The organism is Roseovarius sp. AK1035 (assembly GCF_003288315.1).
Classification (GTDB): domain Bacteria; phylum Pseudomonadota; class Alphaproteobacteria; order Rhodobacterales; family Rhodobacteraceae; genus Roseovarius; species Roseovarius mucosus_A.
Genome location: NZ_CP030099.1, coordinates 3,067,861 through 3,084,565, shown reverse-complemented (window position 1 = coordinate 3,084,565; position 16,705 = coordinate 3,067,861). Strand labels below are relative to the sequence as shown.

Sequence of the window (16,705 nt, the reverse complement as noted above, 5' to 3'; positions counted from 1 at the left end):
CTCCCCGTTGCGGTCTGGCAGTTCTCTTATCCTGCTTCGGCCTGACGGCGATCATGGCGCAGGGATTTCAGTTCTTCCGCCACGAGGAAGGCCAGTTCGAGCGATTGGCTGGCATTGAGGCGCGGATCGCAGGCGGTGTGATAGCGCGCCGACAGGTTTTCTTCGGAGAGCGCCCGCATGCCTCCGGTGCATTCGGTCACATCCTGCCCGGTCATCTCGAAATGCACGCCGCCGGGGATGGTGCCCTCGGCCTTGTGGATGCCAAAGAATTCCTGAACCTCGCGCAGGACCAATTCAAACGGCCGGGTTTTATAGCCGGTCGCGGATTTGATCGTATTGCCATGCATCGGATCACAGACCCAGAGCACCGATGCCCCCTCTTCCTGCACCGTGCGGATCAGGCGCGGCAGGTTTTCCGCCACCTTGCCCGCACCAAAGCGCGCGATCAGTGTCAGACGCCCGGCCTCATTGCTGGGGTTGAGCGTGGCCAAGAGCCGCTTGAGATCGTCCGAGGTCATCGACGGGCCGCATTTAAGGCCAATGGGATTCTGCACGCCACGCAGAAATTCGACATGCGCGCCATCCGGCTGCCGGGTGCGGTCGCCGATCCACAGCATGTGGCCAGAGCCCGCCAGCCATTTCCCAGAGGTGGAGTCGAGCCGGCACAGCGCCTCTTCATATTCCAGCAAGAGGCTTTCATGCGAGGTGTAGAAATCCACGGTCTTGAGCGTATGGGCATTGTCGCTGTCCACACCCGCCGCTTTCATAAAGTCGAGCGCGTCCGAGATGTGATTGGCCATTTCGCGGTATTTCGCGGCTTTCTCGCTTTCGGTAAAGCCCAGCGTCCAGGCATGGACCTGATGCACATCGGCATAGCCGCCGGTTGAAAAAGCACGCAACAGGTTCAGCGTGGCCGCAGCCTGCGTATAGGCCTGCAACATCTTGTCCGGATTGGGAATGCGCGCCTCGGGGGTGAAGGCCAGTTCGTTGATGATATCGCCCCGGTAGCTGGGCAATTCCACGCCCTCGATCACCTCGGTCGGGGCCGAGCGCGGCTTGGCGAATTGCCCCGCCATGCGGCCAACCTTGACCACTGGCACCTTCGCCCCATAGGTCAGCACCATCGCCATTTGCAGCATCACCTTGAAGGTGTCGCGGATCGCATCAGCCGAGAATTGATCAAAGGCCTCGGCGCAATCGCCGCCCTGAAGCAAGAACGCTTCGCCGCGCGCAGCAGCGCCGAGCGCACGTTTGAGCCGGCGCGCCTCACCGGCGAAAACCAGCGGCGGATACTGCCTGAGACGGGCCTCGACATTGGCCAGTGCGGCGGCATCGAGATAATCAGGCATCTGCACCCGCGGTTTCGCGCGCCAGCCCGTTTTCTGCCATTCCGTCATCGTCCTTACTCCGCATTGAACGTAATCTGAGACCCGTGCTTAGCAAAGCGGCGGGCAAGAGGCCATATGAAACGCACAAGAATGCGTCGCAAATCGACCATGGCTCTCTTGTCAATCGCGACAGATTCGTGACAGACCGCTATAGAGGCCGTTGTGCCGGGGAATCGAGTGATGATGACGTCAGAGGCCACGAAGATCGCGGTGAAAGCGCCGAAGGAGCCCAAACGCTTTGTGTTTGTGTTGCTGGACAGATTCACCCTGCTCAGCTTTGCCTCGGCCATCGAATGTCTGCGCATCGCCAATCGTATGGCCGAAGAAGAGCTGTATAGCTGGGTTTTGACAGGTGATTCCGAGGATGTGATCACCTGCTCTGCCGGGGTGCGGTTCAATCTCGACTTTGCGCTCTCCGATTTGAACCGCGAGGATGTGGTTCTGGTTTGCGGCGGCATGGATGTGCAAAAGGCCGCCACCAAGCGCATGTTGAACTGGCTGCGCCGTGAGGCGCGCAAGGGGCTGCGCATGGGGGGGCTGTGCACCGCGTCCTATGTTCTGGCGCGCGCAGGGCTTTTGGATGGCAAGCGCGCGACGATCCATTGGGAAAACCATGACAGTTTTCTCGAAGAATTCGAGGATGTCACCCTGACGAAATCGGTCTTCGTGATTGATGGCAACCGGATGAGCACGGCGGGCGGCACGTCGTCGATTGACCTCATGCTCAATATCATCGCGGATGATCATGGCGAGAAGCTGGCCAATGCCGTGGCGGATCAGCAGATCTATAGCTCGATCCGCACCGATCAGGACACGCAGCGTCTGAGCGTTCCGACACGCATCGGCGTTCGGCATCCCAAGCTGAGCCAAGTCATTCAGATGATGGAAACCAATATCGAAGAGCCGATCAGCCCTGCGACATTGGCACGCGATGTGGGCATGTCGACCCGGCAGTTGGAACGGCTGTTTCGCCGGTATCTCAGCCGCAGCCCCAAGCGGTATTACATGGAACTGCGCTTGCAAAAGGCGCGCAACCTGTTGATGCAGACCGATATGACCGTGATCAACGTGGCGCTGGCCTGCGGATTTGCCTCGCCCTCGCATTTCTCAAAGTGCTACCGGGCGCATTATAACACGACGCCCTACCGCGAACGCGGCGCACATAGCTCGCGCCTGTCTGTTTGAGGGTGCGGCCAGGCTGGGGGCGCTGCCCCCAGACCCCCGAGGTATTTCAAGCCAGATGAAGATCAGCCCGGGCTGAGACGGTAGGCGGCACCCTGCCCGACGCTGAGAAACCAGATTGACCCATCCGGGGCCTCTCGGATGTCGCGCACGCGCTGGGTTTCGCGGGATTTGAGGCGCTCCACCTCTGTAAGCGGCGTGCCATCGAGGCGCGAGATCATGTCGAATTTGAGGGATCCGACAAAGATATCGCCGCGCCATTCCGGAAACATATCGCCCTGATAGATCATCATGCCAGAGGGCGCGATGGAGGGATCCCAATAATGCGCGGGCTGTTCCAAGCCGGATTTCTGCGTGCCCTCGCCGATTTTCAGCCCTGAATAGTGGCGACCATAGGAAATCACCGGCCAGCCGAAATTCGCGCCTTTGGCGATGCTGTTCACCTCATCGCCGCCGCGCGCGCCATGTTCCACCACCCAGAGATTGCCCTTGGCATCAAGCGCCGCGCCTTGCGGGTTGCGGTGGCCATAGGACCAGATTTCAGGTTGCGCCCCGGCGGTTTGCGTGAACGGGTTGTCCGAAGGGATGGTGCCATCGCGGGCGATCCGGACGACCGCGCCGTTTTGCCGTGCCAGATCTTGGGCCGAACTGTCATCGCCCCGGTCGCCGATGGTGGCGTAGAGCATCCCATCGCGCCCCTCGACCAGACGCGAGCCGAAATGCCGCCCGCCAGAGGAGCCGGGTTCCAACTCGAATATCACGGTCCAATCGGTGAGGCGATCCGCCCCGGGGGCAAGGCGGGCATGGGCGATGGCGGTGCCTGCCCCGCCCGGTTGCGGTTTGGAATAGGTGAAATAGAGCTGACGGCTTTGCGCGAAATCGCGGGGCACGAGAATATCAAGCAATCCGCCCTGCCCGCGTGTGGCAACATCCGGCAGGCCGGTGATGGCCCGACCTTGGCCTTTTATGACATGCAGAAGGCGGCCACCTTTTTCGGTGATGAGCAGGCTGTCATCGGGCAGAAAGCCAATGGCCCAAGGATCGTTGAGCTGGTCAACCATTTTGGTGACAGTCAGTTTGCCCGCGCTGCTATCGAGCGCGTGGGCCGGGGTTATGGCGAAACAGGCCGCCAGAATGAGAGGGATAAGGCGCATCGCTTTCTCCTTTTCCCATCCAGATAGGTATGTCAGGCGCGTTTTCCAGCCAGTTGTGCGATGCCCAGCACGTCAAGCACCCGCGCTTCGATGTCGGCGGCGTTCAGACGCGCGACGGCATACATATCCTCGGCGCTGGCCTGATCTATGAACGTGTCCGGCAGGACCATGGAGCGGAATTTGAAGCCGCGATCAAAGACCTGAGCTTCGGCCAAGAAGTGACTGACATGGCTTGCAAATCCACCAATCGCGCCCTCTTCGACGGTGATCATCGCCTCGTGGTTCTGGACGAGATCGAGGATGAGCGCCTCATCCAGCGGTTTGGCAAAACGGGCATCGGCGATGGTGGGCGTAATTCCGCGCGCACGCAGGGCTTCGGAGGCTTTGAGCACCTCTGAGAGGCGCGTGCCAAAGGAGAGGATCGCCACGCGCGCGCCCGTCTGGATGATGCGCCCCTTGCCAATTTCCAGCGGTTCGCCGCGTTCGGGCATGGTGACGCCCATCCCCTCGCCGCGTGGATATCGGAACGCAATCGGGCCCTCATCATGGGCGGCGGCAGTGGCGACCATATGGACAAGCTCGGCTTCGTCGGCGGCGGCCATGACCACAAAACCGGGCAGATTGGCAAGAAAGGCCGTGTCGAAGGCCCCCGCGTGGGTGGCGCCGTCTGCGCCCACAAGCCCCGCACGGTCGATGGCAAACCGCACCGGCAGGCGCTGAATCGCCACATCATGCACGACCTGATCGTAGCCGCGTTGCAAAAAGGTGGAATAGAGCGCGCAAAAGGGTTTGAGCCCCCCCGCCGCCAGACCGGCCGAAAAGGTAACGGCATGCTGTTCCGCGATGCCCACGTCAAAGAGCCGCGAGGGGTAGCGTTCGGCAAAGAGGTTGAGGCCGGTGCCATCGGGCATGGCGGCGGTCACGGCGCAGATCTTGTCGTCCTGTGCGGCATGGGCCAGCAGCGCCTTGGCGAAGACGCCGGTATAGCTGGGGGCGTTCGAGGGCGATTTGCGCTGTTCGCCGGTCAGCACGTCGAATTTGGCGGTCGCATGGCCGCCATCGCGGGCGCGCTCGGCAGGGCCATAGCCCTTGCCCTTCTTGGTCAGCACATGAATAAGGATCGGCCCGGTGGCGCGCGCCTTGACGGTGCGCAGAACCGGCAAGAGTTGGTGCAGGTCATGGCCGTCGATGGGGCCGACATAGCTGAACCCCAGTTCCTCGAACAATGTACCGCCCACGGCCAGCCCCTTGAGCATATCCTTGGCGCGGCGCGCGCCCTCTTGAAAGGGGGGCGGCAGCAGGGAAATGGCACCTTTGGCGGCGGCCTTGAAATCCTGAAACGGGGCCTCGGCATAGAGCCGCGAGAGATAAGAGGACAGCGCTCCCACTGGCGGGGCAATCGACATCTCGTTGTCGTTGAGGATGACAATCAGGCGTTTCTTCAGGTGGCCTGCGTTGTTCATCGCCTCAAAGGCCATGCCAGCCGACATCGCCCCGTCGCCGATGACGGCGATGGCATCGCCAAGGCCTGATGGGCAATTGCCCCCCAGATCGCGGGCCACGGCAAAGCCAAGTGCGGCGCTGATCGAGGTAGAGCTATGGGCCGCGCCAAACGGGTCGTAGGGCGATTCCGAGCGTTTGGTAAAGCCCGACAGCCCGTCCTTTTGCCGCAAGGTGCGGATGCGGTCGCGGCGGCCCGTCAGGATCTTGTGGGGGTAGCATTGATGCGACACGTCCCAGATGATCTTGTCGCGCGGCGCGTCAAACACGTGATGCAGGGCGACAGTCAGCTCCACCACGCCCAGACCGGCCCCCAGATGCCCGCCGGTTTCCGACACGGCGGAAATGGTTTCCGAGCGCAGTTCATGCGCCAGTTGCACCAATTGGCTATCGGAAAACCTTTTGAGATCGGCGGGGCTGGCGACCTGATCAAGCAGCGGTGTTTGCGGGCGGTCGGACATCATGCCCCTCCGTGGGGTAAATTCAGCAAAGTCTAGCTTTGGCGCGAGATAACGAAACGGGCAAGGTCGCGCAAGCGTTCGCCCCGTTCCCCGTAACAAGATAGTGCGTCGCAAGCGGCGTCAACAAGGGATGCGGCGCGGGCGCGGGCCCCGTCCAAGCCCAGCAGCGAAACAAAGGTGGCCTTGCCTGCGGCGGCATCCTTGCCCACGGCCTTGCCTGCGGCGGCGGCATCGCCGGTCACGTCGATCACATCGTCTTGAATCTGGAACGCAAGACCAAGCGCGCGGGCATAGGTGCTTAGCGGGGTCATATCGGCATGGGCCATGCACGCGCCTGCGGTGGCGGACCACAGGATGAGCGCGCCGGTCTTGCCGGCTTGCAACGTCGTGATCTCATCCAAGCTGAGCGGCGATGTGGCGGTTTCGGCGGCAATGTCGAGCGCTTGGCCCAGAACCATCCCCTGCCCTCCGGCTGCACGAGCAAGGCTAAGTGTCAGACCGGCGCGCACCTCAGCCGGGCCGCAATCGGGATGCGCCACCAATTCGAACGCCAGCGATTGCAGCGCGTCGCCCACAAGAATCGCGGTCGCCTCGTCCCATTTGATATGGACGGTGGGTTGACCCCGGCGCAGGTCGTCATTGTCCATGGCGGGCAGATCGTCATGCACAAGGCTATAGGCGTGCAAGGCCTCAATGGCCGTGGCGGGCCAAATCGCGGCTGTCTCAGGCACATCGTGCAGCCGCGCGCTTTCCATCACCAAAAAGCCTCGGATGCGCTTGCCGCCCTGCGTGGCATAGCGCATGCCCTCGGCAACGGGGCCGGTGCCAAAGGGGGCAAGAACGCGGGAAAGATGCGTTTGAATGGTTTCAGCCTCGGCGGCAAGTCGCGCCTGCATCTGGATCAGAGACCTGTCACCGGGGTCGTGCCGGTGGGCTGGCCATCGGCGTCGAGCGTAATGGCGGCGACTTTTTCTTCGGCCTCTTTCAGTTTTTCTTCGCAGCGTTTCTTGAGCTTGGCGCCGCGCTCATAAAGCGTGATCGACTCGTCCAGCGCCACATCGCCCCGTTCCAGCCGCCCAACAACCTGCTCCAGCTCTTTCATCGCCTGTTCAAAGGTCATCTCGGAGGGGGGCGTATCGGTCATCGGCTGGTCCTCGTGCTGGGCATTTCAGCACCTAGCATAGGGTGCTGTGGCGGGGGGTGCAATTCGGTTGACGCTTCATTGCGGCTGAGGGACAGTTGGCCCATGTCAGAGCCTGTCCTCCCCCTGTCCGACCTTGATGCGTTGGCCCGTTTGGATGCCCGCCTGCGGGCATTGGTGACGGCGCATCCGGACCTTACAGGGTTGGACATCTCAGAGGTGCTGCGCATTGTACCGGGCAAGCGCGCGGTTCTGGCCGGGCGTCTTGATGGGCGCGCGGTGGTGGCGCGGTTGGTTGAAGAACGCGGTGCCGAGGCCTTGGCCAAGGAATGGGCGGAGTTGCAGCGCATCTGGCCGCATATGCAGAGCGGGCGTTACCGTGTCGCCGAACCCATTTGCTACCTGCCGGATGCGCGGATTTTGGTGATGGAACGCGCGCCCGGTGAGGCGCTGTTGGAACATCTCTGGCAGGCGGATGTGGGCAGCCGAGCGCAACATCTGCGCCCCGCTGCCGAATGGTTGCGGGACTATGTCGAGATCAGCGAGGGGTGGAAGCCGGGCAATGCCAAGGGCTGGCTCGCGCGGGCCGCGCGGGCCGCTGCCACGCAACCGTTTGGGCGATTACGCCGCATCGAGAGTGGCATTCTCGCGCATCTGACAGAGATGGCGACCGCGCTAGACGGGGCTGAATGGCGCGTCGCGATCAGCCATGGTGATTTTCATCCCAACAACCTTATTCTGGGAGAGGATCGCCTGACAGGGATCGACACCGGCGGCTCTGGCCGGTTGCCCGTCTGCAAGGATATCGCCCGCTTTCTGGTGCATATGGGGCGACGTGGCATGATCCCGTCGGGGCGGCGGTATCTGGGGGTTGATGCCGAGGGGCTCGAGGTTTTTGCCGAGGTCTTCGCGCTGACCGAGATCGAGCGCAACCTTTGGCTGCCGTTCTTTATCGGCATCGAGGCGCTTATTCGGGTCGAGACCCGCGCGCTCAAACACAGTCGGATCAAGCGCGCGGAAGAGTTGTATGGCCTCTTGCTGGATGACCTTGCCGCGCTGTGAGCGCGCTCAGGTCTAGAGGCCAAGCGCCGCCTCAAGCGTTGCGATCCGCGACAAGAGCGGGGCTGTCACGCCGTCGATCTGCTCCATGCTGAAGCGTGGGGTAATGTGCTGGGGGCAGTTCCAGTCAAACCCTTCGACGGTGATCAAGAACCCGCGCTCGATGCGGGCGCGGTAATCGGGCAGGTCCAGCCGCGCCAGTGTTGCCGTATCTTCAAGCCCCACAGCCCGCGCGCGCCCAAGAATCTTGAGCCGGCGGCGGTTTGGATAGTCCATCAAAAACAGCGACACGCGGTCATCGGTGCTGAGGTTGCCAAGGCTGATATACTGGCGATTGCCGCGAAAATCGGCAAAGCCAAGGGTGCGATCGTCCAGCACGCGAAGAAAGCCCATAGGCCCGCCGCGATGCTGGATATAGGGCCAGCCGGTTTCGGTGACCGTGGCCATATAGACAGAGTCGCGGGCCGCGATGAATTCGGCTTCGACTTCGCTCAAATATAGGTTCACCGGACCGTCCGCAGCCTGCATCCGGGCATAGGAGGCGCGGCTGCCCTGCTCCTCTTGCAGCCGTGTCACCGTTGGGGTGAAGGCGATATTCGCAAAATGATGGGGCATGACATCCTCTGAGGGTTATAGGCCAAGATCGGAAAGGCCGGGGTGATCAGCGGGGCGCGGCCCTTGTGGCCAATGGAACTTGCGCTCAGATTCTTTGATGGGCTGGTCATTGATGCTGGCAAAGCGCAGGCGCATGAGGCCCTTTTCGTCAAACTCCCAGTTTTCGTTGCCATGGCTGCGATACCAATTTCCGGCATCATCGCGCCATTCATAGGCAAAGCGCACGGCGATACGGTTCTCGGCAAAGGCCCAAAGTTCCTTGATCAACCGATACTCCAACTCGCGAGCCCATTTGCGGATAAGAAAGGCCGTGATTTCCTCGCGGCCAACTGGAAATTCGGCGCGGTTGCGCCAACGGCTATCGGGCGTATAGGCCAGCGCCACGCGCGCGGGGTCGCGCCCGTTCCAGCCGTCTTCGGCCATGCGCACTTTTTGGGTTGCGGTCTCGTGGGTAAAGGGAGGAAGCGGGGGACGAGCGTCTTGGGTCATTGGCGATCCTTGGTTGGGGGCACAGCGCTGGGCGGCGCTGTGCCGATCTGTGCTCAAGCGGCGGTGTTCAACGTGACCTTGGGAAAGTCGATCTCGACCTGTGTGGCCTTGCCCAGGATATTGGTAAAGATATTCATGGCAACATGGGTAATGATTTCGACGATCTCAGCGTCGGAATGACCAGCGGTGCGCAGGGCGGCAAACTCTGCTTGGCTCACTTCACCTGCATGTTCGACCAGCGTACGGGCAAAGGTCAGCGCCGCCTCGGCCTTGGCATCGGCGGAACGGCCCGCACGGTTGGCAAGGATTTCGTCACTGTCCAGCCCCACCTTGCGGCCAATCGCGGTATGGGCAGACACGCAATACTGGCAGCTGTTCTGTTCGGCCACCGCAAGCGCGATGCGTTCGCGCGTCAATGGGTCAAGCGCCCCTGCCCCGGCAATGCCATGCAGCCCAAGGAACGCCTGAAGCGCCGCGGGGCTATTGGCCAGAACGCGGATGAAATTGGGCACCATACCAAGCGCCGATTGCACGGCATCCAGCAGCGCCTTGGCCTCGCCTGTGGCGGTTTTCGGGTCGATAACAGAAATACGGGCCATGTCTTTTTGTCCTTACATTGAGAGCGCGCAGGCAATGCGCCGCGCTTGGGCATAAGGTGGAGCAGAATGGTATTTGAAAGAATAGACGAAATGTGGAATGGTTTATTCCGTTGAAAGGAATAATTGATGAACCGTTTGCACGAGATTGAGGTGTTCATCGCTGTGGCAGAGGCCGGCAGCTTTGCGGGTGCGGCACGGCGCCTGCACCTGTCGCCGCCTGCGGTGACGCGGGCGATTGCCGCGCTTGAGGATCGGTTGGGCGCGCGCGTCTTTCAGCGTACCACGCGCAGTCTGACCATCACCGATGTTGGCGAGCGGTTCTTGGGTGCCGCGCGGCGCGTGCTTGGTGATCTTGACACCGCAGAGCGTGAGGCGATGGGAGAGACAACCGCGCCGCAGGGGCATTTGACGGTCACCGCGTCGGTGACGTTTGGCCGTTCCGCCCTTGGGCCGATGGTTGGCAGCTTTTTGGTGGCGCATCCGCGTGTGTCGGTCTCGGTGCTCTTGCTCGACCGGGTGGTCAATCTGGTCGAGGAAGGCGTGGATCTGGCCATTCGCATCGGGGAGTTGCCCGAGTCCCGGCTGATTGCCAAACGGTTGGGTACGGTGCATCGCATTCTGGTGGCAAGCCCCGAGTATCTGGCGCAACACGGCACGCCCGCTGCCCCTGCGGACCTGCGCCACCATGCGGTGATCGCCTTTACCGGGCTGATGCCCAACCGCGAGTGGCGGCATCGCAGCGGGCAGCGCAGTGCCAGCGTGGCACTTGCCCCGCGTCTCGAAATCAACGACGCGGTGGCCGCCATCGACGCGGCAATATTGGGTCAGGGCATCACGCCCACCCTGTCCTATATGGTGGCAGGCCACATTCGGGCGGGGCGTCTGGTGCCGGTGTTACAGGCCCATACTCTGCCGCCGCAACCCGTTAATCTCGTGTATCCCGAGGCGCGGCTGATGGCCCCCAAGCTGCGCGCCTTTCTGGATTTCGCCGGTCCCCGTCTCAAATCTGCGCTTGCGGATCTGGCCGAAGGTGTGGCCGTGCCAAAGGCGCTCTGACGATCACAGGAACTGGAAATCGTCCACCGTCAATTGCGCAGCAGTGACCCCCTCAACGAGGATGGTGTTGCCATTCACCGTCATCTGCGCGCCGCCCGCCCAATCGACGATCTTCATCGCTGCCAGAAAGCCCGCCAGACCGTTGCCACCGTTGTTGATGTTCTCAACGCCGGTATCGGGATCGAAGCGGCGGATCAGGAAGATATCTGAACCATCCTCGAAATCGGTGATCGCATCCGACTCGCCGTCGAAAAAGGCGCTGAACACGAAAAGATCGGCATCCGCACCGCCAGTGATCACATCGTTGCCCGCCCCTGCGTTGATCGTGTCATTGCCCGCGCCGCCGTCGATCACATCGTTACGCCCGCCGCCAGCAAGGAAGTCATTGCCGTCGCCGCCAAAGATGCTGTCATTGCCCTCGCCGCCGCCAACCCGGTCATCGCCCGCGCCTGCGTTGATGGTGTCCCGACCGGTGCCGCCGCCGATATCATCCGCGCCCTCACCGCCATCAATGCTGTCATTGCCGAAGCTGCCCGACATGCTGTCGTTGCCCTCGCCACCCTGAAGCGTGTCACTATCGGCACCACCGGCAACCACGTCATTGCCCGCGCCGCCCGTGATGCTATCCGCACCAAAGCCGCCGCCGATGATGTCGTCACCACTGCCGCCGTCGATAGTGTCATCGCCCTGACCCCCGCCGATGCTGTCGTTGTCAGCACCGCCGGAAATCAGATCATTGCCATCCGAGCCGGAAATGGAATCGTTGCCGCCGTTGCCTTCGAGCGTGTCGTTGCCGGGCCCGCCCGCGAGCCCGTCATGGCCCTGTTCCCCGATCAAGGTATCGTTGTCATCGGTACCAATCAGGGTATCACCCCCCTCTGCCGCCACAAGAAACACGCCCGGACGCCCGACGATTTCCTCGATCAGGTCGCTCACCAGAACGGATTGCCCCGCAAATTCGACCTGCTCGATGTTGATCAGATCATCCACGCCTTCAGAGGGCGAGGCAAGGCGCAAGCCGGTCTCAGTCAGAGTGATCTGAAACTCGCTCGGCGAGCCAATGTTATAAGTGGCCGTATCGAAACCTTCGCCGCCGTCCAGCAGGTCATCGCCCTCGCCGCCGTTTAGCACGTCATTGCCGTCAAGCCCCAGCAAGGTATCCTGCCCTTCGTCGCCTGTGAGAAGGTCTTGACCGTTGGTGCCAATCACAAGCTCGTCGTCTGACAGCTCTGACACCGTTGTGTTGGCGAAGGCACTGATTGCAATCGGCTGATTTGGGGCGAATGGCCCTTGGGTCACAGGGTTGCCGCCACGGATGGAGGAGACAAATTGCCTGAAAGACTCAAGATCATTGGGTTGCGGAACAGAGGAGGTGCCTAACTGGAAGAAATAATTGTCATTGGTCCGGACATTAAAAAACGACAGCATGACAGCAGAGCCGGATGTAGCTGTAAGCACCCCTAAAGACGCCAGACCAATCGCGTTATCATCCAGTCTGAGGTCAATGCCATCAAGGCGCGCGATCTGAAACTCGCTGAGGTTGTTGATGATGACGTCTGGAATCTCTCCGGCGGTGGCGGGCTCTGCCAAGCGATAAGAGAATTGATCGGCTGGCACGGAGAGTTCCAGCGACACAGTTCGGAAATTCCCAGCCAGGACCGAGAGTGTGCCATTCGGGAGTACAAAGATGCCATCAATACGCGCCGCAAAACCGTTAACCGTAAAAAGATTCATGACCTCACCCACCAACGCTTTACGCGTTCGGTAAAACCGAATGCCGCCAGTTTCAAGCTATGAAATCTATGCCCTTGCGTGGGCCAATGTTGTTGATACCAAAAGAGCGCCCTTGGGCGCTCTGATGCAGTGGCTTAGCGCGAGAACCATTAAAGAAACTGGAAATCCTCAAGCGTCAGCTGTGCGGCGGTGATGCCTTCGACAAGGATCGTGTTGCCATTGACGTTCATCTCTGCGCCCGCTGCGGTGTCGGTGATGCTCAGCGCCGCAAGGAAGCCGACAAGACCATTGCCGCCGTTGGTGATATTCTCAAACCCGGTGTCGGGATCAAACCGGCGGATGAAAAAGCTGTCCACCCCATCTTCGAAATCGGTGATCACATCCACCTCGCCATCGAAAAAGGACGAGAACACGAATTGATCCGTGCCTGCACCGCCGCTCATGCGATCACTGCCCGAGCCGCCGTTGATCGTGTCATCGCCAGTGCCGCCGTTGATCGTGTCATCGCGACCGCCCCCGGCGAGAAAATCGTTGCCGTCTTCGCCAAGGATGCTGTCATTGCCCTCGCCGCCGCCCACGCTGTCATCGCCGGCACCTGCGTTGATGGTGTCCTGACCGGTGCCGCCGCCGATGTCATCCGCGCCATCATTGCCAAAGATCAGATCACTGCCAAAGCTGCCCGATATGCTGTCATTGCCTGCGCCGCCCGAGAGCGTGTCATTGTCGGCACCTCCTGCGACCACGTCATTGCCGTCGCCGCCCAAGATGCTATCCGCCCCAAAGCCGCCGCCAATAATGTCATCGCCCTCGCCGCCGTTGATGGTGTCATTGCCCGGACCACCGCCGATATCATCGTTTCCGGGGCCACCTAGTATGAAATCATTGCCATCAGAGGCGGAAATCCTGTCATTGCCTGCGCCGCCATCGAGACTGTCATTGCCCAAGCCCCCCGAAATTATATCATCGCCGTCGCCGCCGATCAGAGTATCGTCCGAGTCTGTGCCGAACAGCATTTCGCCCGCGTCACCCGCCATAACGAAATCGCCCGGAAACCCGAGCATCGCGACGCGCACCTCAGCCACAGACACTGTCTGATCCGCGAATTCCATCCATTCGACATCTGTCAGGTCGTCAATCCCAAGCGCAGAGACGACGCGCAGCCCACCGGGCGTCAGGCTGAATGCCACCGTATCAAAGGTGACACCTTCAAAAACGGCCACGTCATCCCCGATACCGCCAAGCATCAGGTCATCGCCCAAGCCGCCGATGAGGCGGTCATCGCCAGCCCCGCCATTGAGCGTGTCGTCACCCGCGCCGCCGTTGAGAATGAACCGTGGCCCTTTGACATTGGTATGATGATCCTCTTCGCCCGGCACATCGCCAAGGCTGAGCGGGTCATCACCCACGGTGACAGTCACGGTCCGGCTCGCCTGTCCGGGTTTGGCCGCGACACCATCGGTGACCGCCTCAAGATGCAGATAGACCAGGGACCAAGCCTGCATGGTCACAAGAAAGGATTCCAGATCCTCGGCGGAAATCAGATCGACAAACTCAGTTTCCAGCACGACCTGTGCGGCTTCTTCGTCCTGTCCCCCGGCCCCGCCATCCCATAGCTCGCTATAGGACACGCGATAGAGCGTCGCGGAGGGATCGAGCACGGCACTGAAATCAAGCGTCTTGTCTGTGGCTGTGCCGCTTAGATCAGCCAGGATGAAGAACGACTCTGGGCCGTTCTCGAACCCGTGGATCGTGATGTTATCCGCTTCGAGAAAATCCAGAACCGGGGTCATACCAACGGCTTTGTGCAAGAGGGAATACGATTCTCCTGCGATGGTGAGATGCCCGCGACAAGTGCAGACCAGCGTGACGGAGCGGCTGTTGTTGAAGAGCGAGGGCCAGTAATGCGCGGTGGTCACGTCACGCGTTACCATCTCGTAGAACATGGCGACATCAAGGATTGCGTGTTGCAGGCCGCGATTGTTTGCCTCGTTCACGTCGCCTGTGCGGCTTACGTTCCATTCGGTGATGTAGTAATCGAGTTCCGGCAAGGCCGCGCTGCGGTTGCCCAGATTCACCCGCCAGAATTCAAGCTGGGTAAAGCCGAATTGTTCCTGCGTATCGACGGCCCCCAAACCACCATCGAGGTAATAGTGCTCGCTGATGGCATCGATTGCGTTGGCTGCATCAGACACGTCGATCGAGAAAATTCCGCCATTTGCGGCCTGCACCAACATCGACTCTTGCGCGAAAGCCGAAAGGATCACGGTGTTCTGGGTTTTGGCGTTCCCTTGCGAGGGCACGGCAACCTGCGTGAGCTGTGTGAGCGGCGGCACGCCCGCATCACCAATCTGGGTTGGCTGATACACAAACCGTGTGAGGGGATCGACATACAGCACGCCGCCGCCATTTGGCGAATAGACGCCCGCAGCACTGAGGGTTTGCACCACGATGTCAGGTTGCTTTGCGCGAACAAGGTCCAGATCGAACAACGTTGTCTCAACCGTTTGGGCCACGGCAGCGGCCAAACTGCCGTATTCATGCGCGGTCATACGCCCCGAGCCCCAGAATTCATTGCCAATCTCAAAGGCGTCGATCCGCACACCTGCCGCCGCCGCACTTTGCACCGCCATCGTGACGAAATCGGCCACATCCTGAAGATAGCTCGCGGACACAAGCCGGCCGCCATAGGTGCCCGCCAACAGCGCCTCGCCTGCGGTTTGTGTGAAACCCACCGAGGTGGGAATAACAAAGGTTGTGCTGGTGCCAAGCGTGGCGGTGAAATCGAGAAAATCGGAAAAGGCGATCAGGTCAAGCGCGCCGCTATTCTCGAACGATCCCACCGTGCGCTCGTGGCTGCCGCCTGCAATGTCGGAAATGTCAAAATGGCTTTCGGTGATCGAGCCACCGGGGAACCGCAAATTGGTGATATTCGCCTCTGTGAACCGGTCGATCACCTTGTCCCGCAAGGAAATATTGGTGGTGATTGTGAGGTTGGTGCCGAACATTTCGGGCGTGACCGTGGTGCCCGAATTCCGGTCCGTTTGATCTACAACTCGTATCATTCAATCATCCTCAACGGTCTAAAACACCGGATTACCAATGACACACAACAATGAATACAACCGGTAGTTTATATTTCTCTTTTCGGGAACCTATCCTTATGGGGTGGATCCTCAACAATTGCTGCAAAAATCGTTCCAAATGTGCGGGCTGGATCAGCCAATAAGAGACATTTATTATGTATCTTTTACTTCCGATGAGAGCTCTCGGCGGCGCAATTCAGCGCATAAAGACGCAGCATTTCCGGAACGGGGAAGGCGTGGAGGGTTCTAACAAGTGTCAAGCAGCATGCAAGCCTTTGGTTTTCCTCAGATTTAATCAAAGCCCCTCGCGCAGCTGAAATTTTGCTTAAGGTATATTCCTGATAGATGAATTATGGCGAATGATTGAGAAGCGTAGAAAAACCAGACGAAACTTTGCAAAAAAACACGCGGCCCCACTACTTTTGACGCCCCCGCGACAATTTTAATGTCGAAACGTCGCGCCGTAGCGATTAAGAGAGCGTCAAAATCTCGACGAACCCTCCTTTTGCAAGAACGGACAGACAGCATGACCTCTTACGGACGCGGCAATCCCAGCCCCGAGTATCTCGACATGGTCGCCATGTATGAGAGGCTGCACGAAGAGGGCGAAGCGGCGGCTGGAAAATCCGGCACCCAGACCTTTCCCGGTAAAATGTTGATCCGCCACGCGCCCGGCATCAAAGAGATGATCGACCGAACCGGCGCGGCGGATATTCTGGATTACGGCGCGGGCAAGGCTGTTGGATATGACCTGCGCGATGTGGCGCTGACCAAAGAGCTGACGGTGCCCAGCATTCAGGACTATTGGGGCGTGACCGATATCCGCTGCTATGACCCGGGTCATGAACCGTTCAAGGAATTGCCCGACCGGCAGTATGATGGGGTGATCTGCACCGATGTGCTGGAACATATCACCACGCCCGATGTGCCGTGGATCGTCGAAGAAATGTTTGGCTATGCGCGCAAGTTTCTTTACGCCAATGTCGCCTGCTATCCGGCGGTCAAGGTGCTACCCAATGGGCAGAATGTGCATTGCACGGTCAAATCCCCCGAATGGTGGGCCGGTCTGTTTCACGGGATCGCCATGCGGCATACGGATGTCTCTTACCGGCTGATCACCTCGACCGCGACGGGGCGCAAGAAGAAATTCGGCTTCGCCAAGAACCGCAAGAAAGAATACCAGACCGTCGAGCGGATGGCCTGATCCGCGCCAGTGACTGAAAAGCCCGACGTGTGCCGAGTGC

14 protein-coding genes are annotated in these 16,705 nt (G+C 60.3%); 4 read left to right on the top strand and 10 right to left on the bottom strand.

Annotation, left to right across the window (positions count from 1 at the left end; genetic code table 11):
• Positions 1-26: 26 nt before the first annotated feature.
• Positions 27-1,397, bottom strand: a complete 1,371-nt coding sequence (locus tag RAK1035_RS14680) for a class II 3-deoxy-7-phosphoheptulonate synthase (protein WP_008280896.1) — start codon at positions 1,395-1,397, stop codon at positions 27-29.
• Between the two features lie 174 nt (positions 1,398-1,571).
• On the opposite strand from RAK1035_RS14680, the gene RAK1035_RS14675 reads away from it, so the two are divergent.
• Positions 1,572-2,573, top strand: coding sequence for a GlxA family transcriptional regulator (locus tag RAK1035_RS14675; RefSeq protein WP_037297719.1), 1,002 nt, complete (start codon positions 1,572-1,574; stop codon positions 2,571-2,573).
• A gap of 62 nt (positions 2,574-2,635) precedes the next feature.
• On the opposite strand, the gene RAK1035_RS14670 is transcribed toward RAK1035_RS14675, so the two are convergent.
• Genes RAK1035_RS14670 through RAK1035_RS14655 form a run of 4 tightly spaced genes read right to left on the bottom strand, consistent with a single transcriptional unit; the run spans position 2,636 to position 6,829 of the window.
• Positions 2,636-3,724, bottom strand: coding sequence for a PQQ-dependent sugar dehydrogenase (locus RAK1035_RS14670; RefSeq protein ID WP_008280894.1), 1,089 nt, complete (start codon positions 3,722-3,724; stop codon positions 2,636-2,638).
• Positions 3,725-3,756: 32 nt separating this feature from the next.
• Positions 3,757-5,685 carry a 1-deoxy-D-xylulose-5-phosphate synthase gene (gene dxs / locus RAK1035_RS14665; RefSeq protein ID WP_037297612.1) on the bottom strand — a complete coding sequence of 643 codons (1,929 nt, stop codon included), beginning with the start codon at positions 5,683-5,685 and terminating at the stop codon, positions 3,757-3,759.
• A gap of 32 nt (positions 5,686-5,717) precedes the next feature.
• On the bottom strand, positions 5,718-6,581 hold the full coding sequence (locus RAK1035_RS14660; protein WP_008280892.1) for a polyprenyl synthetase family protein: 864 nt from the start codon (positions 6,579-6,581) through the stop codon (positions 5,718-5,720).
• A gap of 5 nt (positions 6,582-6,586) precedes the next feature.
• Entirely contained in the window at positions 6,587-6,829 is a 243-nt protein-coding gene (locus tag RAK1035_RS14655) for an exodeoxyribonuclease VII small subunit (protein ID WP_008280891.1), read from the bottom strand.
• 102 nt (positions 6,830-6,931) lie between these two features.
• On the opposite strand from RAK1035_RS14655, the gene RAK1035_RS14650 reads away from it, so the two are divergent.
• Positions 6,932-7,888 carry a phosphotransferase gene (locus RAK1035_RS14650; RefSeq protein WP_008280890.1) on the top strand — a complete coding sequence of 319 codons (957 nt, stop codon included), beginning with the start codon at positions 6,932-6,934 and terminating at the stop codon, positions 7,886-7,888.
• A 12-nt stretch (positions 7,889-7,900) separates the two neighbouring features.
• Here RAK1035_RS14650 and RAK1035_RS14645 read toward each other — a convergent pair whose 3' ends face one another.
• The 3 genes from RAK1035_RS14645 to RAK1035_RS14635 are packed head-to-tail and all read right to left on the bottom strand — an operon-like array spanning position 7,901 to position 9,588.
• Positions 7,901-8,500, bottom strand: coding sequence for a pyridoxamine 5'-phosphate oxidase family protein (locus RAK1035_RS14645; protein ID WP_008280889.1), 600 nt, complete (start codon positions 8,498-8,500; stop codon positions 7,901-7,903).
• Between the two features lie 15 nt (positions 8,501-8,515).
• On the bottom strand, positions 8,516-8,989 hold the full coding sequence (locus RAK1035_RS14640) for a nuclear transport factor 2 family protein (protein ID WP_037297610.1): 474 nt from the start codon (positions 8,987-8,989) through the stop codon (positions 8,516-8,518).
• A 53-nt stretch (positions 8,990-9,042) separates the two neighbouring features.
• Entirely contained in the window at positions 9,043-9,588 is a 546-nt protein-coding gene (locus tag RAK1035_RS14635; protein ID WP_008280887.1) for a carboxymuconolactone decarboxylase family protein, read from the bottom strand.
• 126 nt (positions 9,589-9,714) lie between these two features.
• Between RAK1035_RS14635 and RAK1035_RS14630 the strand changes: the two genes are divergently transcribed.
• Positions 9,715-10,644: a LysR family transcriptional regulator gene (locus RAK1035_RS14630; RefSeq protein WP_008280886.1), complete on the top strand. Its 930-nt coding sequence runs from the start codon at positions 9,715-9,717 to the stop codon at positions 10,642-10,644.
• Positions 10,645-10,647: 3 nt separating this feature from the next.
• Here the strand turns inward: RAK1035_RS14630 and RAK1035_RS14625 are convergent, their stop codons facing one another.
• Positions 10,648-12,378: a calcium-binding protein gene (locus tag RAK1035_RS14625; protein ID WP_008280885.1), complete on the bottom strand. Its 1,731-nt coding sequence runs from the start codon at positions 12,376-12,378 to the stop codon at positions 10,648-10,650.
• Positions 12,379-12,527: 149 nt separating this feature from the next.
• The gene (locus RAK1035_RS20660) at positions 12,528-15,440 is read right to left on the bottom strand and encodes a calcium-binding protein (RefSeq protein ID WP_037297607.1); all 2,913 of its coding nucleotides are present in this window, start codon (positions 15,438-15,440) and stop codon (positions 12,528-12,530) included.
• Between the two features lie 547 nt (positions 15,441-15,987).
• Here RAK1035_RS20660 and RAK1035_RS14615 point away from each other — a divergent pair.
• On the top strand, positions 15,988-16,665 hold the full coding sequence (locus RAK1035_RS14615; RefSeq protein ID WP_008280883.1) for a class I SAM-dependent methyltransferase: 678 nt from the start codon (positions 15,988-15,990) through the stop codon (positions 16,663-16,665).
• The last annotated feature ends 40 nt before the right edge of the window (positions 16,666-16,705 follow it).

Coding starts and splice junctions, on each gene's coding strand:
- RAK1035_RS14680 (WP_008280896.1), bottom strand. CDS start 1,397: ATGACGGAATGGCAGAAAACGGGCTGGCGCGCGAAACCGCGGGTGCAG.
- RAK1035_RS14675 (WP_037297719.1), top strand. CDS start 1,572: ATGACGTCAGAGGCCACGAAGATCGCGGTGAAAGCGCCGAAGGAGCCC.
- RAK1035_RS14670 (WP_008280894.1), bottom strand. CDS start 3,724: ATGCGCCTTATCCCTCTCATTCTGGCGGCCTGTTTCGCCATAACCCCG.
- dxs (WP_037297612.1), bottom strand. CDS start 5,685: ATGTCCGACCGCCCGCAAACACCGCTGCTTGATCAGGTCGCCAGCCCC.
- RAK1035_RS14660 (WP_008280892.1), bottom strand. CDS start 6,581: ATGCAGGCGCGACTTGCCGCCGAGGCTGAAACCATTCAAACGCATCTT.
- RAK1035_RS14655 (WP_008280891.1), bottom strand. CDS start 6,829: ATGACCGATACGCCCCCCTCCGAGATGACCTTTGAACAGGCGATGAAA.
- RAK1035_RS14650 (WP_008280890.1), top strand. CDS start 6,932: ATGTCAGAGCCTGTCCTCCCCCTGTCCGACCTTGATGCGTTGGCCCGT.
- RAK1035_RS14645 (WP_008280889.1), bottom strand. CDS start 8,500: ATGCCCCATCATTTTGCGAATATCGCCTTCACCCCAACGGTGACACGG.
- RAK1035_RS14640 (WP_037297610.1), bottom strand. CDS start 8,989: ATGACCCAAGACGCTCGTCCCCCGCTTCCTCCCTTTACCCACGAGACC.
- RAK1035_RS14635 (WP_008280887.1), bottom strand. CDS start 9,588: ATGGCCCGTATTTCTGTTATCGACCCGAAAACCGCCACAGGCGAGGCC.
- RAK1035_RS14630 (WP_008280886.1), top strand. CDS start 9,715: ATGAACCGTTTGCACGAGATTGAGGTGTTCATCGCTGTGGCAGAGGCC.
- RAK1035_RS14625 (WP_008280885.1), bottom strand. CDS start 12,378: ATGAATCTTTTTACGGTTAACGGTTTTGCGGCGCGTATTGATGGCATC.
- RAK1035_RS20660 (WP_037297607.1), bottom strand. CDS start 15,440: ATGATACGAGTTGTAGATCAAACGGACCGGAATTCGGGCACCACGGTC.
- RAK1035_RS14615 (WP_008280883.1), top strand. CDS start 15,988: ATGACCTCTTACGGACGCGGCAATCCCAGCCCCGAGTATCTCGACATG.